This is a genomic window from Polymorphospora sp. NPDC051019, assembly GCF_040683055.1.
In the GTDB taxonomy this organism is placed as follows: Bacteria; Actinomycetota; Actinomycetes; order Mycobacteriales; family Micromonosporaceae; genus Polymorphospora; species Polymorphospora lycopeni.
The window spans coordinates 1-23,278 of sequence record NZ_JBFBCH010000036.1 but is presented as its reverse complement, the minus strand read 5'-3'; the positions used below and the strand labels follow the sequence as shown (position 1 = coordinate 23,278).

21 protein-coding genes and 1 pseudogene are annotated in these 23,278 nt (G+C 68.9%); 14 read left to right on the top strand and 8 right to left on the bottom strand.

Going from position 1 to position 23,278, the window contains the following annotated elements:
* Nucleotides 1-114: 114 nt before the first annotated feature.
* From AB0M79_RS34960 to AB0M79_RS34945, 4 genes are all read left to right on the top strand, one after another.
* Complete coding sequence (locus AB0M79_RS34960; protein ID WP_364222665.1) at nt 115-1,692, top strand: ABC transporter substrate-binding protein; 1,578 nt, start codon at nt 115-117, stop codon at nt 1,690-1,692.
* Between the two features lie 102 nt (nt 1,693-1,794).
* Nucleotides 1,795-3,504, top strand: coding sequence for a thiamine pyrophosphate-dependent enzyme (locus AB0M79_RS34955; RefSeq protein ID WP_364222662.1), 1,710 nt, complete (start codon nt 1,795-1,797; stop codon nt 3,502-3,504).
* An 84-nt stretch (nt 3,505-3,588) separates the two neighbouring features.
* Nucleotides 3,589-4,434 (top strand): amidohydrolase family protein, encoded by an 846-nt coding sequence (locus tag AB0M79_RS34950; RefSeq protein WP_364222659.1) that lies wholly within the window; start codon nt 3,589-3,591, stop codon nt 4,432-4,434.
* A 52-nt stretch (nt 4,435-4,486) separates the two neighbouring features.
* Nucleotides 4,487-5,866: a DHA2 family efflux MFS transporter permease subunit gene (locus AB0M79_RS34945; RefSeq protein WP_364222657.1), complete on the top strand. Its 1,380-nt coding sequence runs from the start codon at nt 4,487-4,489 to the stop codon at nt 5,864-5,866.
* On the opposite strand, the gene AB0M79_RS34940 is transcribed toward AB0M79_RS34945, so the two are convergent.
* Nucleotides 5,835-6,518 (bottom strand): SDR family oxidoreductase, encoded by a 684-nt coding sequence (locus tag AB0M79_RS34940; RefSeq protein WP_364222655.1) that lies wholly within the window; start codon nt 6,516-6,518, stop codon nt 5,835-5,837. The two genes, AB0M79_RS34945 and AB0M79_RS34940, sit on opposite strands and share 32 nt — an antisense overlap.
* A gap of 94 nt (nt 6,519-6,612) precedes the next feature.
* On the opposite strand from AB0M79_RS34940, the gene AB0M79_RS34935 reads away from it, so the two are divergent.
* Nucleotides 6,613-8,049: an aldehyde dehydrogenase family protein gene (locus AB0M79_RS34935; protein WP_364222653.1), complete on the top strand. Its 1,437-nt coding sequence runs from the start codon at nt 6,613-6,615 to the stop codon at nt 8,047-8,049.
* Nucleotides 8,050-8,064: 15 nt separating this feature from the next.
* Here the strand turns inward: AB0M79_RS34935 and AB0M79_RS34930 are convergent, their stop codons facing one another.
* Nucleotides 8,065-9,048, bottom strand: a complete 984-nt coding sequence (locus AB0M79_RS34930) for a LysR family transcriptional regulator (RefSeq protein ID WP_364222651.1) — start codon at nt 9,046-9,048, stop codon at nt 8,065-8,067.
* A gap of 95 nt (nt 9,049-9,143) precedes the next feature.
* Here AB0M79_RS34930 and AB0M79_RS34925 point away from each other — a divergent pair, with 95 nt between their 5' ends.
* The 4 genes from AB0M79_RS34925 (at nt 9,144) to AB0M79_RS34910 (ending at nt 12,033) form a co-directional block, all read left to right on the top strand.
* Complete coding sequence (locus AB0M79_RS34925) at nt 9,144-10,130, top strand: amidohydrolase family protein (RefSeq protein WP_364222649.1); 987 nt, start codon at nt 9,144-9,146, stop codon at nt 10,128-10,130.
* 5 nt (nt 10,131-10,135) lie between these two features.
* Entirely contained in the window at nt 10,136-11,269 is a 1,134-nt protein-coding gene (locus tag AB0M79_RS34920; protein ID WP_364222647.1) for a Xaa-Pro peptidase family protein, read from the top strand.
* A 1-nt stretch (nt 11,270) separates the two neighbouring features.
* Nucleotides 11,271-11,660 carry a Rid family hydrolase gene (locus tag AB0M79_RS34915; protein ID WP_364222645.1) on the top strand — a complete coding sequence of 130 codons (390 nt, stop codon included), beginning with the start codon at nt 11,271-11,273 and terminating at the stop codon, nt 11,658-11,660.
* Nucleotides 11,661-11,748: 88 nt separating this feature from the next.
* On the top strand, nt 11,749-12,033 hold the full coding sequence (locus AB0M79_RS34910; protein WP_364222643.1) for a transposase: 285 nt from the start codon (nt 11,749-11,751) through the stop codon (nt 12,031-12,033).
* 25 nt (nt 12,034-12,058) lie between these two features.
* Here the strand turns inward: AB0M79_RS34910 and AB0M79_RS34905 are convergent, their stop codons facing one another.
* On the bottom strand, nt 12,059-12,961 hold the full coding sequence (locus AB0M79_RS34905) for a fructosamine kinase family protein (RefSeq protein WP_364222641.1): 903 nt from the start codon (nt 12,959-12,961) through the stop codon (nt 12,059-12,061).
* 393 nt (nt 12,962-13,354) lie between these two features.
* On the opposite strand from AB0M79_RS34905, the gene AB0M79_RS34900 reads away from it, so the two are divergent.
* On the top strand, nt 13,355-13,921 hold the full coding sequence (locus tag AB0M79_RS34900) for a transposase (RefSeq protein ID WP_364222639.1): 567 nt from the start codon (nt 13,355-13,357) through the stop codon (nt 13,919-13,921).
* 37 nt (nt 13,922-13,958) lie between these two features.
* Here AB0M79_RS34900 and AB0M79_RS34895 read toward each other — a convergent pair whose 3' ends face one another.
* Nucleotides 13,959-14,444 (bottom strand): hypothetical protein, encoded by a 486-nt coding sequence (locus tag AB0M79_RS34895; RefSeq protein WP_364222637.1) that lies wholly within the window; start codon nt 14,442-14,444, stop codon nt 13,959-13,961.
* 56 nt (nt 14,445-14,500) lie between these two features.
* On the opposite strand from AB0M79_RS34895, the gene AB0M79_RS34890 reads away from it, so the two are divergent.
* Entirely contained in the window at nt 14,501-16,129 is a 1,629-nt protein-coding gene (locus AB0M79_RS34890; protein ID WP_364222635.1) for an Hsp70 family protein, read from the top strand.
* A gap of 256 nt (nt 16,130-16,385) precedes the next feature.
* On the opposite strand, the gene AB0M79_RS34885 is transcribed toward AB0M79_RS34890, so the two are convergent.
* On the bottom strand, nt 16,386-17,207 hold the full coding sequence (locus AB0M79_RS34885) for an NAD(P)H-binding protein (RefSeq protein ID WP_364222632.1): 822 nt from the start codon (nt 17,205-17,207) through the stop codon (nt 16,386-16,388).
* An 81-nt stretch (nt 17,208-17,288) separates the two neighbouring features.
* On the opposite strand from AB0M79_RS34885, the gene AB0M79_RS34880 reads away from it, so the two are divergent.
* Nucleotides 17,289-18,209, top strand: coding sequence for an AraC family transcriptional regulator (locus AB0M79_RS34880; protein WP_364222629.1), 921 nt, complete (start codon nt 17,289-17,291; stop codon nt 18,207-18,209).
* On the opposite strand, the gene AB0M79_RS34875 is transcribed toward AB0M79_RS34880, so the two are convergent.
* The 3 genes from AB0M79_RS34875 to AB0M79_RS34865 all read right to left on the bottom strand — a co-directional run bounded on the left by AB0M79_RS34875 (nt 18,145) and on the right by AB0M79_RS34865 (nt 19,808).
* Complete coding sequence (locus AB0M79_RS34875) at nt 18,145-18,345, bottom strand: DUF1232 domain-containing protein (RefSeq protein ID WP_364222626.1); 201 nt, start codon at nt 18,343-18,345, stop codon at nt 18,145-18,147. The genes AB0M79_RS34880 and AB0M79_RS34875 overlap by 65 nt on opposite strands.
* 414 nt (nt 18,346-18,759) lie before the next feature.
* Entirely contained in the window at nt 18,760-18,882 is a 123-nt protein-coding gene (locus tag AB0M79_RS34870; RefSeq protein ID WP_364222623.1) for a hypothetical protein, read from the bottom strand.
* Nucleotides 18,883-18,938: 56 nt separating this feature from the next.
* Nucleotides 18,939-19,808 carry an alpha/beta hydrolase gene (locus AB0M79_RS34865; protein ID WP_364222620.1) on the bottom strand — a complete coding sequence of 290 codons (870 nt, stop codon included), beginning with the start codon at nt 19,806-19,808 and terminating at the stop codon, nt 18,939-18,941.
* Between the two features lie 1,238 nt (nt 19,809-21,046).
* Here AB0M79_RS34865 and AB0M79_RS34860 point away from each other — a divergent pair.
* Nucleotides 21,047-21,289 (top strand): annotated as a pseudogene (locus AB0M79_RS34860) (acyltransferase); the annotation flags it as partial.
* A 968-nt stretch (nt 21,290-22,257) separates the two neighbouring features.
* Nucleotides 22,258-23,007: an aspartate/glutamate racemase family protein gene (locus AB0M79_RS34855; RefSeq protein ID WP_364222617.1), complete on the top strand. Its 750-nt coding sequence runs from the start codon at nt 22,258-22,260 to the stop codon at nt 23,005-23,007.
* The last annotated feature ends 271 nt before the right edge of the window (nt 23,008-23,278 follow it).

Genomic DNA, 23,278 nt, shown 5'->3' with positions numbered 1-23,278 from the left:
GCCATGGTCGCCGATGCCGCGCCGGGTGACCCCGTACGCCGGGCCACCTTTCGAGATCGAATTCTCTGAGCCCCGCTGACCCGCTCACGGGACTGCCTCGTTGGGGGAATCGTCATGAAGTTGCGACATGCCATGGTCGCCCTGCTCGGTTGTACGTTGGTCGCCGGTTGTACCGAGGTCGCACCCCCGTCCGACCAGGCCCACAGCGACGTGTCCGCGGTGTTCTCCAACATCGCGCAGACCAAGACCCTCGACCCGCACATCGCGTTCTCCTCCGAGGGCACGCTGTACGTCCGGCAGGCCTACGACAGCCTGCTGGAGTACGAGCCGGGCGGCATCACCGTCCAGGCCGCGCTCGCCACCGAGTGGAAGGTCTCGGCGGACAGCAGGACCTACACCCTGACCCTGCGCGACGGCGCCACCTTCCACGACGGCTCGCCGGTGGACGCCGAGGCCGTACGCACCAGCATCGAGCGCATCCAGGCCATCAACCAGGGCCCGGCCAACCTGGCCAGGGACATCGCCTCGGTGACCGCACCGGACACCAGGACGGTGGTGTTCACCCTCGAGCAGCCCGACGTGTTCTTCCCGGGGATCCTGCCGAAACTACCGATCGTGTCGAAGAAGGCGATCGACACGCACAAGACGGCCGCCGACCCGTGGGCCAAGGACTGGTTCGCCACGAACGAGGCGGGGGCCGGGGCGTACACGCTGGTCTCGCACACCGCCAACGAGATCCGCTTCAAGGCGTACGACAAGTACTGGCGGCCGTTCGAGCCGGGCACGCCGACCTCGGTCACCCTGCGCACCGATCCGGATGCGACCACCGCCGTGCAGCTCATGTGCCAGGGCAAGGTGGACATGATCGGAGGCATCGGCCCCGACCAGACCGACCAGGCCGCGGCGTGCCCGGGGGTCAAGACGATCCAGCAGACCCAGTACGGCGTACGGACCGTCTTCTTCAACCAGCAGACCAGCGGCCCACCGGCCGACGTGCGGGTACGCAAGGCGATCGCGCTCGCCTTCGACTACCAGTCCTATCTGGACTACTTCAAGGGCAAGGCGTACCCGGCCAACGGCCCGCTCCCGGCCAACGCCGGCAAGCTCGGCACACCGTACCCCGACGTGGCCCGCGACCTCGACCAGGCCAAGCGCCTGCTCGCCGAGGCCGGCTACCCGGACGGAAAGTTCACCGTCAGCTACCTGGGCATCAAGGGCCTGGCGTGGGCCGAGTTCTTCGGCACGCTGCTGCAACAGAACCTCCAAGAACTCGGCGTGACGCTGAAGCAGACCTTCGTCCCGTGGCCGCAGATGGTCTCGCTGCAGAGCAACCCGGAGACCGCGCACGACCTGGCCCTCCTCTCGGTCAACATGGTCACCAACGACCCGACCGCGATGCTCAAGAGCGCCTACGTCACCTCGGCCTGGGCGGACAAGGGCGGCTCGAACTGGGGCTACTACTCGAACGAGAAGGTCGACGACCTGACCGCCTCGGTCAGCACCGTCCAGGACGAGAACCAGCGGGCCGAGATCATCCACGAGATCCTCGGTGAGATCATCGCCGACCAGGTCGCGGTCTGGCTCATGCGGCCCAGCATCTACCAGCCGGTCCTGGAGAAGTGGGACGTCAAGTACGAGCCGATGGACAACAACGTGATGGTGCGCTTCTACTTCGCCCGGTTGAAGTCCTGACCCGGGCCCGTCGCCGAGGGCCGCGCCCGGCCGCGACGGCACGGGGTTCACCGTCGCCATGCCGTGCGGTGCTGTCGACAACCAGCCAGTGATGAGGTGAATGTGGGACAGGACCTGACCGAGGTCGCCGAGTCGCTGGTCGGCGCGATGGTCGCCGGTGGCGTCCGGGTGCTCTTCTTCGCCTCCGGGTCGGACGTGATGGTCTTCCAGGAGGAGATCGCCCGACGCGAGGCGCACGGCCTGCCCGCACCCCGGCTCGTCCCGGTGCTGCACGAGGCGGTCGGGCTGAACGCCGCGATGGGCTTCGCGATGGCCGGTGGCGGAGTGGCCGCCGTCGCCGCGCACGCCGACGTCGGCACCCTCAACATGGGCGCCGCCTGGCACACCGCCCGCCGCTGCGGTGAGCCGGTGCTGGTGCTGGCCGGCGCGCCGCCCACCGCGCCGCCGGGCACCTGGCGCGGCGCCCGCGACCACCCCGTCTACTGGCTTCAGGAGCCGGTGGACCAGCGCACCATCTTTCGCCCGTACCTGAAGTGGGACTGGCGACTGTCCCCGACGGACAACCCCGGCCTCGTCGTCAGCCGGGCGCTACAGGTGGCCCGCAGCGAGCCGTGCGGCGCCGCCCTGCTCACCCTGCCCCGCGACGTGGTGATGGCCCGCGGGCCGGCGCTGCCCTATCCGGACCTCGAGCGACTGGGCCTGCCCACCCCCACCCACCCCGACCCGCCCGCCGTCGACCGGTTGGCGGGCCGGCTCGCCGCGGCCCGGTGCCCGATGATCGTCACCGGTGCCAGCGGCCGTGACCAGGCGACCGTTCCGCTGCTCACCGCACTGGTCGAGGAGTGCGGCGCCTGGGTCACCGACACCGGCTGGCGGGAGCGGCTCAACCTGTCCTCCCGTCACCCGATGCTGGACACCGGCCCGGCCCTGGCCGAGGCGGATGTGGTCCTTGTCATCGACCGGCACATCCCCTGGGTGCCCGACGATGGCCCGGACGCCCCCGGTCCCGGGGCCACCGTCGCCTGGCTGGGCCGGGACGTCCTGGTGGCCGACATCCCCGTCGTGGAGCACCCAGCCGACCTGCGAATCCCCTGCACCACCCGGCACGGGCTGGCCGCCCTGCGCGCGGCGGTGGCCGCGACACACACGCCGGCCACCCGCCGCGCGGCGGACGCCCGGCTCGCCGAGGGCGCCCGGCGACGCGCGGCGCTGGACGCCCGGCGCGACGCCGAGGCGCTCGCCGCGACGGGCACCCCGGTCGACCCGCGGCGGGTCGCGTACGAGTTGGGCCGCCTGCTCGGCCCGGACGCGATCCTGCTCGACGAGGCCGTCTCGAACGCCCCGGCGGTCCGCGCCCACCACCGTGGCGAGCGGCCCGGCAGCTTCTTCGCGCAGAGCGGGAGCGGCGGCGGATGGGGCTCCGGCGCGGCGCTCGGCGCCAAACTCGCCGCGCCCAACCGGGACGTGGTACTCGCCGCCGGCGACGGCTTCTACCGGTTCGGGTCGCCCGACGCCGCGCTGTGGACCGCCCGGCAGGCCGGCGCTCCGTACCTGGCGGTGGTGTTCGTCAACGGTCGGTACAGCACCGGCACCCGGCAGGTCAGCCAGTTCTACCCCGGCGGGTACGCCGAACGCGCGGGCTTTCCGGGCGGTGTGTTCGAACCGCCACCGGACTACGCGGCGGAGGCACGGGCCGCCGGTGGCTGGGGGTGCTATGTGGAGCACCCCGGGGAGGTGGCCGACGCGCTGGGCGAGGGGCTGCGGCAGACCCACGCGGGGCTGCCCGCGGTGGTCGCCGTCCGAGTGTCCTGAGCTCGGCGGCAACGCCACCCACCTGTTCGACCCGCCGGCTATCGAGCCGCACCAGCGACCCCACTACGGATTGCGGACCTGATCATGCGAATCATCGACGCGCGCAGCCGGCCACCGGTCCCCGCGTTCCTGGCCGACCGTACCTACGTCAATCTCGACCGGACCCTGCGCAACGTCCGCGCGCGCGGCTGGCAACCGACCGCCAGCATGCGGGAGCCGAGCCTGATGGGCTACCTCGCCGAATGCGCCGACGCCGGCATCGTGCGGGCCGGACTGCCCGCCCGGGTACCCAACAGGTGGTGGGGCGGGCAGGGCAACGAGCCGGTCTTCGACGCCTGCGCGCAGCACCCGGACTTCTTCTTCCCCTACGCCGCCGTCGACCCGTTCGCCGTCGGCGCCGCCGAGGAGATCGCCCGGTTGCGCGAGCGTGGCGCCCGCGCCGTCGTCCTGGAACCGGGCATCGCCGACGAACCCGCCTACGTCGACGACCCGGCGATCCGCCCGGTCTACGAGGCGTGCCAGGCGATCGGGCTGCCCGTGCTGCTGATGGGCGGCGGCGAGACCGGTCCGGACCTGACGTTCAGCGACCCGGCGCGGTTCGAGCGGGTGGCCATCGACTTTCCTGACCTGCCACTGGTCAACGTGCACGGCGGGTGGCCCCTGACGCAGGCCGCGCTGGGTGTGGCGTTCCGCCGACCCAACGTGTGGATGCTGCCCGACGTGTACTTTCCAGGCCTGCCGGGCGAGCCGGACTACGTGCTGGCCATGCGGACCTTCCTCGCCGACCGGTTCCTGTTCGCCACCGGCTACCCGTTCTGCCCGGTGGACGCGACGGTCCGCCGCTACCTGTCCTTCGACCTGCCCGGCGACGTACTGGCGAACGTGCTGTACGGCAACGCGGCCCGGTTGTTCGGACTGGACCCGAGGTGACCGCCCGAACTCGGACCGAACGGCGGACGGGTGCTGCGGTGAGCAACAGCCCGTGAAGAAGACGGTCATCTACACCGTCACGCTCGGCTCGACCATCGTGGTGTTGGACACCACCGTCGTGAACATCGCCGTCCCCGACCTCGCGCTCCAACTCGACGCCTCGATCACCGCGGTCGGCTGGGTGGTGGCCGGCTACTCCCTGGCGATCGCGGGTGTGCTGCCGATCGCCGGTTGGGCGGTCCGCCGCCACGGCGAACGCCGGATCTGGCTGCTCGCACTGCTGCTGTTCGCGTTCGGGTCGGTCAGTTGCAGCCTGGCCTGGAACCTGCCCGCACTGCTCACGTTCCGCGCGGTCCAGGGCATCGGCACAGGCCTGATCGTGCCGGTCGGCCAGATGCTGCTGGCCCGGACGACAGGTCCACAGCAGATGGGGCGGGCCCTGGTGGTCAGCGGCGCGCCGGTGGCGGTGGCACCGGTCTTCGGTCCGACGCTGGGCGGGCTGATGGTGGGCGCCTTCGGCTGGCGCGGAGTCTTCCTGCTGTCCGCTCCGGTCGCCCTGACAGCCCTGGCCGCGTCGCTGCGGTGGCTGCCCGCGACGCCCCTGGCGGAACGCGCGGAGCCGCTGGACCGGCGTGGCGCGCTACTCGGCGCGGTCTGCGTCGCCACGCTCGTCTTCGGCCTCTCCTCGGTGGCCCGTCAGGATCTCGCCTGGCGGCTCGCCGCCGCGGCCTGTGTGGGGACCGGGCTGGTGCTGTTGCCGCTGTTCGTCCGGCACACCCGGCGGCATGCCCGCCCCGTCCTCGACCTGGGCATGTATCAGCGCCGGCCGTTCGCGCTGGCGCTCGGAACGCACACCCTGTTCGGATTCACGTTCTATGCCTCGATGATCGTCCTGCCCCTGGAGATGCTCTCGCTACGCGGGATGAGCGTCACCACCGCCGGGGCACTGCTCGCCGCCCAGGGGGCCGGGGCCGGACTGGCCATGCCGCTGGCCCGGTGGACCATGGACCGGTTCGGCCCGGCCCGCACCGCCGGTTGGGGGCTGCTCGCGATGCTGGTCACCACGCTGCCGATGGCGATCTGGCCGGGCCGGGTGCCCGGTGGTCCGCTGGTCGCGCTCCTGGTGGTCCGCGGCGTCGGCACCGGGATGGTGTTCGTCGGGCTACAGGCCGCCGCCTACGCCGCGATCCGGCCGGCGGAGGTGTCCAGCGCCGCCCCCCAGATCAACATCGTGAACCGGATCGGCGGCGCGATGGGCGTGGCGGTGGCCGCCGTGCTGATGGATCTCGCCGCGGGCGGCGTGGGGCCCGCCTGGTGGGCGGTGATCGCGGTGAACGCGGCGGCGGGCTGCGGCGCGTACGCGCTGACCAGGGTCACCCGACCGGCCGGGCGGACACCGCTCACTGCTGCTGGAAGCCGCCGGTCACGTTGATCGACTGGCCGGTGACGAAGCCGGCGTCGGCGGACAGCAGAAAACGCACCGTCGAGGCCACCTCGGCGAGCGTCCCGGTCCGCCCCATCGGCACCGCACCGAGCCGGGTAGCGGTCAACTCGGCCACGCCCACCCCGCGCCCGGCGGCCACCTCGCGCAGGTAGGCGTCATTGGCCGGGGTGCCGATGACGCCGGTGCACACGGCGTTGACCCGCACCCCGGCGGCGGCGTAGGCGTTGGCGAACGAACGGGTCAGGGACAACACCGCCGCCTCGGCCGCGCTGTAGACGGTGACCTCCGGATTCCGCGCCGACTTGCCCGCCACCGACACCACGGTCACCACCGCGCCGCCGGCCGGCAGCCGCGGGCACAGCGCCCGCAGCAGCTCGAATGCGGCGACCGGTCCGACGGTCACGGCCCGGTCCCAGTCCGCTTCGGTCACCTCGGCCAGTGGAAGCGCCACACTCGGCGCGCCGGTGAACACCGCGTGGGTCACCCCGTCGAGGGTCGCGAGGCGGGCCCGCCCCGCCGCACTCCACAGGTCGTCGACGCCCACCACCCGGGCTCCGGCGCGCTCGACCTCGGCCGCGACGGCCGCGCCGATCGCCCCACCCGGATCAGTCACCAGACAGACAGCCTCATCCAGTCGCATCCGGCCACCGTAACGGCGCGGATCGGCGGACCCGATGGCTTCGATCGCCGCCACCGGTTGGACGCCCCCGTCACCGGTCCTAGCGTGACGTTCGATGGAGAAGATCACCCATGTCATCGACGGCCACCTCGTGCCGTCCGCCAACGGGGAGACGTTCGCCAGTATCGACCCGTACGGGCGGGCGCCGTGGGCGCGGGTCGCCCTGGGCGGCGACGCCGACGCCGACGCCGCGCTGGCCGCCGCCCGCCGCGCCTTCGACGACGGACCCTGGCCCGAGCTGCCGCAGGCACGGCGCAGTACCGCGCTGCACCGACTCGCCGACCTGCTCGACGCACCCGCCGACGAGCTGGCCCGGCGGGATACCCGGGATGCCGGCAAGCCGTACGCCGCCGTGGCCGGATACGAGATCGGCGCTGCCGCGCAGGAGCTGTGCGACCACGCCGACCTGGTTCGGCTGTCGGCCGCCTCGACCTATCCACGCGACGACGGCCTGCACATCTACAGCAGGTACCCGCCCGCCGGCGTGGTCGTCGCCGTCACCCCGTGGAACTTCCCGGTGCCTCTCGCGGTGTCCAAGATCGGACCTGCTCTGGCCTGGGGAAACACCGTGGTACTCAAACCAGCCGAGCAAACCCCCGAGTCGGCGACCCGGATCGCCGAACTCGCCCTGACAGCCGGCATCCCGCCCGGCGTACTCAATGTCGTGCACCGGTACGGTCCCGGTGGCGTGGGTGAGCGCCTGGTCGGTTCCCCGCTGGCCGACCGGGTCACGTTCACCGGCTCGAGCGCGGCCGGTGCGGCGGTGGCCGCGGCCGCCGGCACCCGGCTGCCCCCGGTGCAGATGGAGTGTGGCGGCGAGGCCGCCAACATCATCTTCGCCGACGCCGACGCCGACCTGGACCGGGCGGCCGAGCTTTCGGTGCGTGGCGCGTTCGGCAACTCCAGACAGATCTGCGTGGCGGCGACCCGCCTCTACATCCAACGGGAGGTCTTCGACACCGTCCTCACCGCGGTCGTGGCCGGCGCACGCGAACTGCGGCTGGGCGACCCGATGGACCCACGGACCGCGCTCGGCCCGCTGGTCAGTCGGGAACAGCACGAACGGGTCCTCGGTTGCCTGGAGACCGTCGCCGTGGACGGCGGCGAGATCGTCACCGGCGGCGCCGGACCGGACGGCTGGTTCGTACGCCCCACGGTCGCCGTCGGGCTCGCCCCGGACGCCCGCGCCCACCGGGAGGAGATCTTCGGCCCGGTCGTGGTCGCCGCCCCGTTCGACACCGAGGACGAGGCGGTCGCACTGGCCAACGATTCGGTGTACGGATTGTCCGCGTCGCTGTTCACCGGCGACACCGGCCGGGCACACCGGGTCGCCGCGCGGCTGCGCGCCGGCATCGTGTGGGTCAACACGTTCGGGGTTCGCGACTGGCGGGCCCCGTTCGGCGGCTACCGGCGGTCCGGGGTGGGGCGCGAGGGCGGGGAGTTCAGCAGGGCGTTCCTCACCGAGCCGACCTCCGTCGTCATGGGCGGGTAACCCGCGGCGCGGGAATCACCGCCGAGTCGACCCGTCATCGGACGAGGTGTGCAGCGGGGTGAAGGCGCTGCCGGACAGGGCCGGCCAGGTGTCGTCCGAGGGCATGTGATCGCGGGCCAGGCTGAGCAGCTTCTCGATGGTGCCGCGGCGCGGAGTGTCGGAACGGTACAACGCGGTCAGCACGCGGCGCGGTACGTGCGCCTCGTCGATCTCCACCACCCGCACGTCCCGGTACGGCAGCAGGGTCACCGCCCGGGGCACGACCGCCACCCCCATGCCCACCTCGACGAAGCGGACCGCCATCTCCAGCCAGCCGGTCTCGATCGCCGGGGTGAGGGACACCCCGGAACGGGTGAACAACTCGTCGAGCACCATCCGCAGCGCGGAGTACTTGGGGAAGAGAATCAACTGCTCGTCCCGCAGCGCGGACAGCGGCACCGCGACGTCCTCGGCGAACGGGTGCCCGGCCGGCACCATGATCACCCAGTCGTCCTCGAAGAGCCGGTGCGTCTCCACACCGGAACCGGAGCCGACAGACAGCCCGCTGTCACCGACGCTGGCGATACCGAGGTCGAGCTGACCGATGCTGATCCTCAGAAAGATCTCCGCTGTCGTGATGTCCTCGATGCGCACGTCCAGTCGCTGGTTACCCTGACTCAGCCTGGACAGCGCCTCCGGCAGCCAGATCAGCAGCGGCCCCATGGTCGCACCGATGCGCAGCGGACGGCTCTGCCGCCGCTGGAGCGAGCGCGCCGATTGCTCCAGGTCGTTGGCCACGCTCAGCAGCAGCATGGCCTGGTCGAACAGGGCCTCGCCGTGCGAGGTCAACCGCGCGCCGTGCCGGCCCCGGTCGAACAGCCGGCAGCCGAGCTGCCGCTCCAACAGCAGTATCTGTTCGCTCAACGCCGACTGGGTCACGTGCAGGGACGCCGACGCGGCGGTGAAGCTGCCCCGCTGGGCAATCTCGACGAAGTAGCGGTAGTGCCTGAGGTCCGCCATCTTCGCAGCGTAGGGCCTACCATCGGGCTCGCCGATGGGTCACATCGGCAGCCTGCGTTGGACCTGCGTACGGGGCTGTTCCTACGTTCGACCCCATGCGGATCATCGACGTGCACGGCCACATCAGCGCGCCGCTGGCGCTGTACGCCTACCAGGCCCAGCTCATCGCGAGCAAGGGATTCCACGGCAAGGGACGCCCCGCCTGCTCTGCCGAGGAGGTGCTGACGGCGTCCGACGCGCACCGCGAGCTACTGGGCAAACTAGGCATCGACACGCAGTTCATCTCGCCGCGCCCGTTCGCAATGATGCACTCCCAGAAACCTGACAAAATCGTCCATTGGTACACCGAGCACGTCAACGACATGATCCACCAGCAGGTGTCGGCGTACCCCGACACCTTCGTCGGCGTCGCGGGCCTCCCCCAGTCCGCCGGGGTGAGCCCGGCGAACGTGGTCGCCGAACTGGAACGGTGCGTCACCGAACTGGGCTTCGTCGGCTGCGTCATCAACCCCGACCCGGGCGAGGGCGACTACGCCACCCCGCCGCTCGGCGACGAGTGGTGGTACCCGCTCTACCAGAAGATGGTCGATCTGGACGTGCCGGCACTGATCCACAGCGCGGCCTGCAGCAACCCCCGCGAGTCGTACTCCAACCACTTCATCACCGAAGAGAGCATCGCGATCCTGTCCCTTGTGGAGTCCCGGGTGTTCACCGACTTCCCGGGCCTGCGGCTGATCGTCGCGCACGGCGGCGGCTCGATCCCGTACCAGATCGGGCGGTGGCGCGCGCAGCGGCTCCAGAAGAAGGGCGAACCGTTCGAGGAGAGCCTGCGCCGGCTCTACTTCGACACCGTCCTGTACAGCCCGGACGCACTGGAACTGCTGCTCAAGGTGGTCGGGCCGGACCGTTGCCTGTTCGCCACCGAAGCGCCCGGCATCGGTTCGGGCTACGACCCGCAGGTGGGGCGCAACCTGGACGATCTGAAACCAGTGATCGAGGCGGTCGATTGGCTCACCAACGGCCAACGCGACGCGATCTTCCACGACAACGCGCAGGCTGTCTTCCCTCGCTGGACGAGGTGAACACCGTGTCCAGCTTCGACCACCCCGGCCGCCGGGCCGCCTTCTCCAGCGCCCTTCGTGAGCACGGCATCGACCTCGCCTTCTGCCCGCCCTCCGGTGACCTGGAGTACCTGACCGGCTTTCCCCGCAAGATCGCCTCGTTCGGCAACTCTGAGTACGCCAACCAGTGGATCGCCGGTGCCTTCTTCCGGCCCGACGCCGAACCGGTCTACCTGATCCCACAGGGCTACGCGGCGTTCAACCTGCCGGCCGCGATCGACGGGGACGTCGTCTCCGTCGCCAACGCCGACGACGCCACTGCGATCTTCGCCGGGCTGCTGCGCAAGCACGGCCCGCGCACGGTCGGCATCGCCGCCCGCACCTTCGGGGCGACCGCGGTACGGATCCTCGACGCGCTGCCCCAGGTCCGGCTCGCCGACCTCGACCCCCTGCTGAACGGGCTCCGGAGGATCAAATCCGCGGAGGAACTGGCGGCGATGGAGCGGGCCAGCCTGATCTGCGACCGGGTAATGGCCGAGATCACCCCGAAGGTCGCGGTGGGCGTCACCGAACTGGAGATCGCCAGCGAGGTCGACCTGCTCCTGCGGATGCACGGCGGGCGTACCCCGTCCTTCGACACAGGCGTCTTCGCGATGGGGCCGGGCGACGGCCGGGACGCCTCCACCCGGGTCAGCGGCAAGGCTCTCGTCGCCGGGCTGGGAATCTCCTTCGACTTCGGCACCGTCGTCGACGGCTACTGCTCCGACTTCGGCCGCACGGTGCACATCGGCGAGCCGAGTGCGGAGTACCGCCGGGCCTACGAGACGGTGATCGCCGCACAGGCCGCCGGGATCGCCATGGCAGTACCCGGAAACACCGCCGCGCAGGTACACCACGCCACCCGGCAGGTCATCGTCGACGCCGGCTACGGCGACTGGTTCCGCCACCGCACAGGGCACTGCATCGGGCTGGACACGCACGAGCGACCGTTCATTTCCGATGAGGACCACACGGTACTGCGGGAGGGCATGACCTTCACCATCGAACCGTCGATCTTCTGGCCCGGTCGGGTCGGCGCACGGGTCGAGGACGTCTTCGTCTGCACGCCGGGCGGCGGCCGGAGCCTCAACCGGTACCACCGTGACCTGGTGGCGGTCTGAGATGGGCAGGCGCCGGCAGGTCATCGACGTTCCCGGAGTCGCGCACGGCACCATGCCGATCCCGATGGGGGTCCGGATCGGCCAACTGGTCTTCTCCAGCGGCATCCACGGACTGGACCCGCAGACCCAACGCATCCCCGAGGACCCGGCCCGCCAGGTCGCACTGGCCTTCCAGCACATGCGCACGATCGTGGAAAACGCCGGCGGAAGTACGGACGACATCGGGATGGTGATCTTCAACCTCGCCGCCGACGAGTACCGCCCACTGGTACACGCCGAGTGGGTCGCGATGTTTCCGCACGACGACGACCGCCCCGCCCGTAACACGCACATCATGCCGCTGGGCATGGGCATGATCATCCACATCCTGATGACCGCGGTCATTGAATGAGATGCTTCTATAGTTGTCAAGTTGAGGTTCCCCCGATAGCTCGGAGACTTTCGATCGTGGTCTGATAGGCCCTGACCAGGAGGTTTTCGTGCCCGCCCCTCGTAAGTACCCGGACGAGCTTCGTCAGCGTGCGGTACGGCTCTACCGGGAGTCCGACCCCAAACCGGTGATCAAGCGTCTGGCCGAGCAACTCGGTGTGCATCCCGAGGCATTGCGTAACTGGATCCGTCAGGACGAGGCTGATCACGGCCAGCGGTCCGACCGGCCGACGACCGTCGAGGCCGAGGAACTACGCCGGCTTCGCAAGGAGAACGCCGAACTGCGCAGAGCCAACGAGATACCGAGGTGTTCCGGCACCAGCGGCGCCTCCTGATCGCCGGTACCTGACCGGCGTTACGTCAAGCCGCGCTGCCGCAGCTCGTGGTGTGGTAGCGGAAGGGTTTGATCAGTGTGCGGACGATACCCGCAGCGCCCCACGTGTCGAGGCCATGCGCGATCACGCTGAACAGGTCCCAGATGCGCAGCAGTTGCGCCTGGTCCCGCCAACCGTCAAAGGGGTGGGCGAGGTCCTCGTACCCGGCGAAGAACCGCTCCGACTCCGGCGGCCGGAGCGAGCACCAGAGCGCGGCCAGATCGACCTCGGGCCACGTATAGGACACCGCCGGGTCGATCAGCACGGGCTCACCGGAGCCGTCAGCGAGGATGTTCCCCGGCCACATATCGCCGTGGGTGAGCGACGGCGGGTGCGGCGGGATCAGCTCCGGGAGCGCGGCGCAGAGTCGTTCCAACGCTCGCCGCTCCTCGCGGTCGAATTCCGCCTCCACCAGAGGTTCCGGCAGCCATCGCAGAATCCTGTGCTGCGCGTAGAACGCGTGCCCGTCCGTCTCCCAGGTGTTGTCCTGCCGCATCCGGCCCTGCCAGCCGTCGCGATGCCAGCCGAACCGGCCGGCGACGGTGGACGTGTGCAGCGCGGCGACCATGTGGGCAAGCTGCTCCCAGAACCACTGCCCATCGTCGCGGGGTTGCAGCGCCTCCAGCACGAGCAGGCCCGGCGAGACGTGGATAACCGTCGGGACCCGTACACCGCCAAGGTCGCGCAGCGCCGACAGCCCGGCGGCTTCGACCTCGAACAAGTCCGCCTCTGCCTCTGCCTCCGTCTCGGTTTTCGCGAACACCCGGCTGCCGTCACGCAATGACGCCATCCCGGCGACGCAGATGCACCCGCCCGTCACCGCCACCAGCGATGTGACCGGGAAGCCCGTCTCTCTCAACCGCTGCGCGAGGAGCTCATATTCTGACATGACAGCAGTGAACCATCGATTTCCGTCCACCGGTAAACACCCGCCGGACGCAGGCCAGCAACAACCACGTCCGCGTCATCAGCCGGACGAGCTACGCCCGGACTCACGGGATCTGTACCCCTGTCAAGGGGATACCGCGAGTTCGAACCGCGGACTGGGTGCGACGAAGCGCCAGATCCCACTCATCGCGGTCGTCGACCGCCTCCGAAGCAGGTAGGCCGAGCGGCGGAAACCCACCGCTTCACTCCATTCAGGACAGTCCAGATCACCGGGCACCGTACCGGCGGTCCGTATCCCCTTCTGCCGCCGACAAAGCGCGCCTGAGCGATTACCGTCGGTGCGGCCGGCTCGCTCCGCCGTAGAGATGGACGCGGTGGTCGATGTCGTGGTCGGGTGTGCGGGCGATGCAGACGATGCGGTTCCCGGCCGGCCCGGCCGGCCTCGGCCGACCCGCACCGAGGACCCGACGATCACCACGTGCCGCGCCGAAGCGGTCCGGCTCGCCAGGCGCATCCGCGCCCTCGACACCGAACTCGCCGACAACCACACCACCCTCACCAAGGCCGTCACCGCCCAAGCACCGGAACTGCTCGAACTGACCGGAGTCGGCCCCGTCGTCGCCGCACCCGTCCCGGTGACCTGGTCACACCCCGGACGCGTCCGCTCCGAGGCCACGTTCGCCGCACTCGCCGCGCGTCACCGCTGCCCGCATCATCCGGCAACACCACCAGACACCGTCTCAACCGCGGCGGCGACCGACGCCTCAACCGAGCCCCGCACACCATCGCACTGGTCCGCATGGGCCACGACCCACACACCCGCGCCTACATCACCCGCCGCACCGCCGAAGGCCGCACCAAACGCGAGGTCATGCGCAGCCTCAACCGCTACATCAGCAGGCAACTCCTCCGCACACTGACCAGCACACACCCAGCGCCAAGCACCACTTGGCAACTATAGAAGCATCTCATTGTGGCGGCCTGACCAACCGACGTTTTCATCCGAGGTACTCGGAAGGCCAACTGATGATCCCACCCCGGATCGTCAACACCGTCGGATCGACGTCCTCATAGAACCTGAGGTAGCCGACGACATTGCCGCAGCCACCGGACCTGACCGTTCCGTCGTGATCCCGGTACGGGTAGTCTGCACGGTCGGCAAGCCAACTCAACAATGCCAGCACCTCGTCGAATTCGTCGGGATGCAGTTCCTGACGTGACGTTATCGCCCAACCAGCCGGGTTCCCGCGGCGGACCAGTTCGGAGACGAGCGCGCCACCGGTCTTCCATGCGGCGCCACGGCCGGCCAGCACCGGACGCGACTCCTCGCCGCCGTCGACAATCGCAATCGGAGACTCCGCGAGGATGGACAGATTCTCTGGTCGCACGCCAAGGCCGAGGAACCAACGCAAGGACGCTAACTCGGCATCGGTCAGGTCATCACGCAGGTTCAAATTCAACACCAATTCGAATACGTCGCTCATGCACGCAGAGTACCAACCGGACTCCAAGGGTTGATGCCACCGTTTACACTGGACATGTGACGGACAAGACCCAACTAGGCATCGATTTCGGATCGTCGCAGACGGTGGCCATCGTCGATTTGGATGCCAGACGGACCCGTCCACTGTTCTTCGACGGATCGCCGTTCCTACCGTCGGCAGTGTTGGCCGACACCGAAAACAGACTGATCGTGGGCGCCGACGCACTGCGTGACGGGCGCGCCAGGCCGGGCAACCTCGAGCCGAACCCCAAGCGACGGATCGACGATGGCGAACTTCTTCTCGGCGAGCGGATCGTGCGGGTCGACCAGGCCATCGGCGCAGTGCTGGCCCGTGTCCTGGCGGAGTACGAACGAACTATCGGCGTGGCACCTGACGATGTCACGATCACCTACCCGGCCAACTGGGGCGCAACCCGGCGACGCACGCTCACTGACGCGGCAGCCGCCATCGGCCTGACCGACGTTCGCCTCCTGCCCGAACCGGTCGCTGCGGCAATGTACTTCGCGGATCGCCTGGAGCAGAAGTTACCTGACGGCTCGGCGATCGTGGTCTACGACTTCGGCGCCGGTACCTTCGACGTCAGCGTGGTGCAGCGAACCGGCGCGTCGTTCGACGTACTCGCGCTCGAAGGCCGCGACAACATCGGCGGTCTTGAGATCGACGAGTTGGTGTTGAAGATGCTCGCGGCCAATTGTCCGCCTGACGGCTGGCGACGCCTCGCCGATCCATCCAGTCTGGTAGAGCGGCGCGCCGCGTTGGCCGTACGTGACGAGGCGCGGATCGCCAAAGAACGACTCTCACGTAACGCAAGCGTGACGGTGACCGTACCGCTACTCAACCGGGATGTCGTACTGACGCGCGAGGAACTGGAGCAACGAGCGCGGATACTGATAGACCGGACCGTACGCATCACCGAAGGCGTGATCCGATCCGCAAATCTCCCGACCGAACGAATCGTCGGCGTATTCCTGGTAGGCGGCGCGAGCAGGATGCCACTGATCGCCACGCAGCTACATCGCTCGATGGGGCGACCTCCGATCACCATCGAGCAGCCGGAATTTGTCGTTGCGGAAGGCAGCGTGCTGCCCGATCGGACCCCGAACGGAAGCCATTCGACACCCGAAACCAGTGGGGCCGTGGAGCACCCACTCGATCCGGACAAGACCGGGCTTGTACGAGACGACGCAGGCATCCTCGCAGGAACAAAAGGCAGGTGGATGTCATTCTTTCGACGCGATCGCAACTCGCGCACGGCATCGGATCAACCAGGCGCGAGTCGGCCAGACCAGGCAGCGACAGTCAAGAGTGTGCTGTCAACGGGCTGGAACGGCGTTGCCTGGGGCGCGGATATCGCGGAGTTCAAAGCCAGGTTCCCGCAGGCCGAGCGGCAAGACAGCGGCTGGTGGTGGACCGGCGAGGGTGCGGAATCCTTCTGCGGCGTCCCCACGGCAATCACCCAGTACGGCTTCAATGACGAAGACAGGCTGTACATGGTCGCCTTCATACCCGACCCCAAAGATCGGGACAAGCTACCGGTCGCCGTCCTGAACGAGCTCGGCGCCCCGAATGGGAACGACAGCTCGTGGACGATCGGCACGGTGGAGGTCTCCGTCAAGATCGGCGGAGTTGTCGCCACGTTGGTCAGCAACAGGTTCGCCGAATAGACGCCGTTGTCCGACTGCTCGGCGGTGTCGCGGCGGGTTCACAGCCGGTATAGGCGGCGGCTGCTCGACACCCAGGTGACGTTCCCGAGATTCCATTCTCGGCCGCAGGTAGTGAAGACCAACTCCTCACCTCCGTACTGATGGTCGCTGTAGACGCAGACGTAGAGGATGTTGCAGCTCGCCAGTGCGGTGATGGCCGGCAATTGACCTGTGCCCTCTGCCGCATGGTCCGACAGATACAGAATTTGCGGGAGGGCTACCCGCCCTGAATCGCTTCGGTGAAGGTGCGCGGTGGGCGGCCGAGGGCGCGCTGCACACCGTCGGACACGTGCGCGTCCTTGCCTAGGCGGAGCGAGTCGGCCGCGTTGGCGAGCGCTTCGGCGTTCGTGGCCGGTACGCCCTGCTGCACGAGTTCGGCGACGTACTCCCGCCTGGACAGTGGCACGTATCGGATGGTGCGACGGGTGGTCTCGGAGAGGGTGGCTGCCACTTCGGTGAGCGTCACCGCGTTTGGGCCGGACATCTCGTAGGTCTGGCCTGTGTGGCCGTCCTCGGTGAGGGCGGTGACCACCACTGCGGCGACGTCGTCGGCGTCGAGGAAGCTGGCGGCGCCGTCACCGGCGGGAAGGCGTAGCTCACCGGCTCGGACGGCGTTGGCGTAGATGCCTTCGGTGAAGGTCTGCGCGAACCAGCCGGGGCGGCTGACCGTCCACTCCAGCCCGCTGTCGCGTACGGCGGATTCGCTGTCGAGCGCCGCCTCCCGGATGCTGCCGCTGCCCTGGATGTAGTCGGGATCGTCGAGGCCGCGGCCCGAGGCCAGGACGATGCGTCGTACTCCGTGGCGCACCGCGCTGTCCACGAACGGGCGAACGAGCCGGCTGCCGTTGAGCTGCACGAGGTAGAGCGCGCGCACGCCGTCGAGCGCGGCGTTCCAGGTGCTGGGGTCGGTCCAGTCGAAGAAGTGCTCGCCGGTGCGGGACGCCGCGCGCACCGGTATCCCGTGGGCGCGCAGGCGGGCGACGACGCGGCGGCCGGACTTGCCGGTGGCCCCGGTGACGAGGATCGGTTGTGGGTTCATGGCTCGAGCCAACCGGCACGGGACGCGAGGATCCATGCTTCGGACGATCTGACCGATGTCGCCGCGTCTAAACTCAGCACGGTGGATGTCGTCTCCGAGCTGCTGGCGGACGTGTGGGGCCGCGGTGCGGTGTTCCGGCCGACGGTCCTGCGACCGCCCTGGGCGCTGCGGATGTCCACCGATGCCTCGCTGATGCTGGCCACGATGTTGCGAGGCCACGCCTGGGTGGTCGCCGACGGGCGGGATCCGGTACGCCTCGCCGAGGGCGACATCGCCGTCGTGCGCGGCGACGTGCCGTACGTCGTTGCCGACGCCCCGTCGTCGGTCCCGACGTGGACGGTCACCGCGGCCGACTACTGCCCGGGCGGCACCGGGCCCACGCGTTCCTGCGGCGGGCGGGACGACAACGGCCCCGACGGCGGCCCCGTGCTGCTCAGCGGGGCGTTCGAACGCCGGGGTGGGCTCGGCGACCACTTGCGGCACGCCCTGCCCGCCCTCCTGGTCGTGCCCGCCTCCGGCAGCGCGATCCCGTCGGCGGAAGCGATGGCCGAGGAGGTGACCCGCAACCGGCCGGGGCAGAAGCTGACGCTGGAACGGTTGCTGGACCTGATCCTGGTCTTGGCGCTACGTGGGTGGTTCGACGGCGCCCCAGGCTGGTGCCACGCCCTGGACGACCCGTGGGCGGGCAGCGCCCTGCGGCTGATGCATGACAGTCCGGCGCACCCGTGGACGGTGGCCGAGCTCGCCGCGAAGATCGGGGTGTCGCGGGCGGCGTTCGCCCGCCGCTTCACGGCGCTGGTCGGCGAACCGCCGATGACCCATTTGGCGGGATGGCGGATCGCCCTCGCCGTCGAGCTGCTGCGCGACACCGACCTGACCGTCGACGCGATCGCCCGGCGGGTCGGCTACTCCGGGGCGTTCGCGCTGAGCGCGGCGTTCAAACGGGTACGCGGCTCGCGGCCCAGCGACCACCGCCGACCAGCCCTGCAAACAGAACGCTGAACGACACACCTGCGAGCTGATCCCGGCCACCGATCCGCCGGCCGGCGTACCTCAGCGCCAGCACGACCACCACAGTGTCGTCCAACGGGCCGATGACCGGCAGGAACTCGGGGATGAGGTCGATCGGGCTGGCCACCACAACCCGGCGAGCAGTACCGCGACCCTTGCCTGGTGAGGCTCCCACGCGGGCAGGAGTGGCTTCAGTGCCGTCCACTGCGAGTCGGTCAGGTCAGGGCGCATTGCTGCCGCTGCTCTCGGCACGAGGTTTCCGGCCGGTCTTCGGTTTTTGCTTGGTCGCTAAACCACCTACCGGAGCCCTCTTCAGTTATCGATCACCGCCACGCCGGGCCGTCGACGCCTTACGAAACACGGGCTAGCGTGATCGTCTACCTGGTCCAGGGCGGCTGCTCCAGGCCGGAGCTGCCATCGGTTCCGGTTCAGTGTCAGCCTGCTCGTCCGTGTGCTGTACAGATCATGGCCAGGAACGTGAACCGGTGCCTGGCGGTCCAGCCCTACTGGTCGAGCCCGACCTGCCCATGGCCGATTGTTCTTAGCCCGAGCGGCGCAGGGTGTCAACTGCTTCCATTGCCGCCTGCCGGACGTCGAAGTCGTCGGCGGTGGTGGCGAGTTCGCGTAGCCAGGGCAGGGTGCCGGGTCGTCGGCGCGTTGCCACGCAATCGCCTGCACCGCAGTCTGTCGTACCTGCCCGTTGTCGAGCGTGACCACGCCCTATTCGAGAAATTCCATGAGTTGCGCGGTGAGTTCGGTCGGCTGTTCTTCGAAGATCCAGTGGCCAGAGTCTTCTATGACGCCGCCGGTTACCGTTGTGGCGTATTGCGCGACCTGGGTGGGTACCGCCTCGCCGAGGCTGGCTCGGGCGCCGAGTGCGAGTACCGGCATGGTCAGTTTCGTCTTGCCGTACTCGGCGTTGTCGGCGATGTCTTGGGGCAGTGTTCGGAAGTAGTCGAAGCTGGCCCGCAGGTGATCGTCGTCTTGCAGGTGCCGGGCGTACTCGCGGACATCGTCATCGCCGATGCCGGTCTTCTGGACCTCTATCGAATCGGTGAACCGATCGACCCAGAGGGCCTCGCGACCGTTCACGATCTGTTCCGGCAGGCCGTTCGGGAGGCTGAAGAAGCCGAAGTTCCAGAAGCCGGGCCCGTTCGGGGTCAGTGACGGGACCTGGTACAGGCTCTGATCAGGGATGGGCGCCTCGGTGAGCACGAGCCTGCGTACGTGATCGCGGTGAGCGGCGGCGTACGCGTAGGCGACCATGGTCCCGATGTCGTGTCCGACGATGCTGACCTCGTCATCGAGGCCGAGTTGGGTGAGCAGGCCGTACACGTCACCGGCGAGGGTCTTCTTGTCATAGCCTCCTGCCGGGGCGTCGCTGCCGCCCGCTCCCCGGAGGTCGGGCGCGATGACCGTGTAGTGCTCGGCGAGTTCCGGCAGAACCTTGCGCCACATGTACCACGTCTGGGGATAGCCGTGCAGCAGCACCACCGTACTGCCCTGACCGCCCCGAACATAGTTGATCGCGACGTCGCCGACCTGTGCCGTCTGCTCCGTGAAGGAACCCGGAATCCGCTCGCCACCCATTACCGCTCCCTCTGCTGACACCCGCGGTCCGCGGGCTACCCAGCCGCAGGGCCCGTACACCTTCCGAACACCGGTGCAGGTCCACAACGAGGCGAGTCCCGACGAGGGAACATGCGGCAGCGAGCAGGACGTGGACACCGCGACGTGGTCGGCCACCTCGGCGACGACGGCGAGTGGATCTGCGACTTTGCCGCATCGGCGGGCGCTTGGCACGATCAGGCTAATGTGACGGCCCGTCACCTCCGCGATCCGATCCCGGGCTCAGGCGGGTGTCCTCATACCCCGATCTCGGTAACCGCCACAGCAGGCAACGATGCTCCCACCCGTGGACTACCGCCTCGTACGCTGCGGCGACGATTCCGCGCCTCTGCCCGGCGTCCCGGTCGAGCATCCGCCCGGGCGGGAAGCACGTCGACCGGACATCCGTCTCGCCGAACAGCCGGGAACGCCGGCGTGGATCTGTGGACGGACCGCCGTCGAAGGCCAGGGGCGATCTCACATCCGACCGCTCGAGCATGCCGAAGCTCTACCAGGACCGCCGAAGCGGATGCGCCGGGGTCAGCGAGCCGAACGGGCGCAGCCCCGCCAACTACTCCCCCATGCTTGCGGCCGCCGCCGCTGCCCTCAAGATGCTGTCAGGCCGGTCTTGTCCTGCCTGACAGTTCGGCCGCTCTGAGACAGAACCCCGCCTATTGCCTTGCTTTGCTGCGATTCGAGGCCCGGTTGCCGCGTAGCCGATCCGATGGCGCTGTAGTCCGATAGGGACGGGCATTGCCGGCGGCAGCAGACGCGGACCGCACGCGTGGGGCGTTGTGGGGCTGACTGCCGTCTACTTGTTCGTCGTCTGCCATGCGGCTCCCCTCGAACCCACCACCGACGTCATCCGCTCAACGAGCAAGACCGTTGCTGGAAACGCCCGGGTAACCATCAAATGAGGTTGATCGACCCACGACAGCGGGCCGAGTGGAGCACAAGGGGGAAGACTCGCAACTGAAACAAAGTGACGATTAACAGTAGGTCTGACCTGCTGAAACGCGTCCCGGACGCCAGAAGGGCGGGGTACGTTGCTTGGTGTTGGGTAGCTGGCCGGGCACCTCCACGGGTTTTCATCGGCCAGCGGGTGAGGGGTGCCGGGCCGCGACGAGGTTCGCCCCGGCACTCCTCACCCGAGACACCGGCAAACCGTCGGCCTAGCAGGTTGCCAGAGCGATCGACCTGGTGCTGCTCACCGTCGTCGGCCCTACCCGGTCGGCATGATCACCGTACCCGGCGAGCGGTTGGACAACTCGTCACCGCTGAACCTGGCCATGCTGACCCTGGCCACCTGCCAACTCGGGCTGATCCTGCTCGCCCGCCCGCTGGTCGAGCGATGGCTACGCCGTGCCCGTCCCTGGCGGGCCGTGGTCGCGATGAACGCAGTCGTGCTCACCGTCTTCCTGTGCCACCTGAGTGCGGTCGTCATCCTGGTCGGCCTGCTGAACCTCGCGCATTGGCTGCCATCCGCGGGAGAGGCAGGGCGTTGTGGGAGTCGACTCTATAAGCCGCTGGCCTGGGCGGCGGGCGTCATCGTGGCCCCAGCGGCCTGCACCACGGCGTCTCGCCACCACCACGCGAGACCGTCGACGTACAGGCACGTTCTCTGAGGTCTATCAAGACCTACGCGCCCCGACCGGCGCCGCGGAGACAGCGGCCTCCACCCCTGCGCCGAGGCCTCGCAGCCCCCGTGCAGCGGTTGCTGGCAGATCCTGCAGCGGACCGGCGGTGTCGGCGGCACCGTCGAGCGGGCGCAGTTGATGCCAGTCGCCGCCGGCCCGAGCAGCCGGTACGGATCCGTCGGCAGCCGGGAACCCAGGCGAGTTCGCCGTCGGCCGAGTGATTTTGGTGGGCAGAGCGCACGGCATCGACGGCAGTGGGGCACCACACGGGGGAAGGCGTCAGGTCGACGCGGAATCCGCCAGCCACGCGGGCCGCCGGCGCCTGGGCCGGTGGTGGCCATCGCGGGCTTTCGATGAGGCAGCGGTAGTCGACACCCAGCCTCCAGTTGCCCGCCGAGCCACCGCTTCTGGGCAGGGCGTATCCGGTATAGGTGGGTCGAAGTTGCCGAGGCGGTGGTACCTGAGTGGCTTCGCGACGCGGGACGGCAACCGAGCGCGCAGAACTCTTGAGCAAGGTCCTTGACGCAGCGTATCGAGCACTACCTCCTTCGGGCGAGTTGTCGCAGACGGCGATCTACGCGGCGGGCGGTGATACCAGCGAACACCGCCCACTTTACGCAGCAGTGAACAATGTTTTGTCTTGCTAAACCACCGTCGTCATGGACATCATCAAGCCGTGATCCAGCTCGAGCGTGTACAGACGCCCGCTCACCGAGGCCAACATCTGCTCTGTCGCACCCCACAGGTCACGGTCGTCACCCCTACCTGTTCCAGCCACTCCGACAGGAGCCGCCATGCCGAGAATCCTGGTCATCAGCCCGAGCGGCACCGACCTCCACAACGAGCATGATCTCGCTATCGCCCGCGCTGCGGCGTCCCCAGCAACCGAGGTCGAAGTGCGTCACCTTCCCGAACTTCCGGTGAGCGCGTACCTCCCAGCCGAGGATGTGCTGCTGTCCCCACTACTCGCGGCGGTCCGCCGTGGCCACGAGGAGGGATTCGACGCCATCGCCATCGCCTGCGCGTCCGACCCCGGCGTGCGCGAGGCGAAGGCGTTGGTGCCGACACCCGTCACCGGCCCTTTCGAAGCGGCGTCTCGCGTCGCGGCTGCCTTTGGTCGGTTCTCGGTCATGTACCCGGGTGTGGCATCGGGCCCGGGCGAGAACCTTCCTCAAGATGCCAACTGGATACGCCGACTGGCACGGGACTACGGCGTACTTGACCTGCTCGGCCCGAGCGCTCCGGTTCCAGTCATCCGTCCGGCCGACGAGGTCACCTCGACACTCCACGACCAGGAAACCCAAGCCAGGGTCACCGGTGGCCAGGTCCGAGCGAACATGACCGCAGCCATCCACGGTCAGGGACCAGCGATCGCCGAACACCTGTGGCGCAACGGCGAAGCCCAAGCCATCTTCGTCGCATGCACGTTCTGGTCCGGCCAACTGGGGTCAGTCCGTGACACGGTGCCGATTCCGATCATCGATCCGGTCAAGACGCTCGTGCGCTATGCCGAGGTGCTGGCCGCCGCATCCCTCGGCAACTGAGATCGAACGTCGGGGCCTGAGACACCAGGATGGATCCTGTCTTCGACATCGGCGAGCTTCAGGCACCGGTTGCAGACACGTATCGGAGATCCCGAGATCGTGCGCGACCTGCCTCAACGGCGCCTCGCCCTTACGATCTTAGCTTTTTCTTTAACCTCGGCGGCGGTGGGCCGTGCTGATCCTGTGTGGACTCGGCGTGTCGAGGAGACGTAGACCGGCCACCGCCTGATGATCCTTCACGTTCCCTGCAAGGACATGAAGAACAGAACAG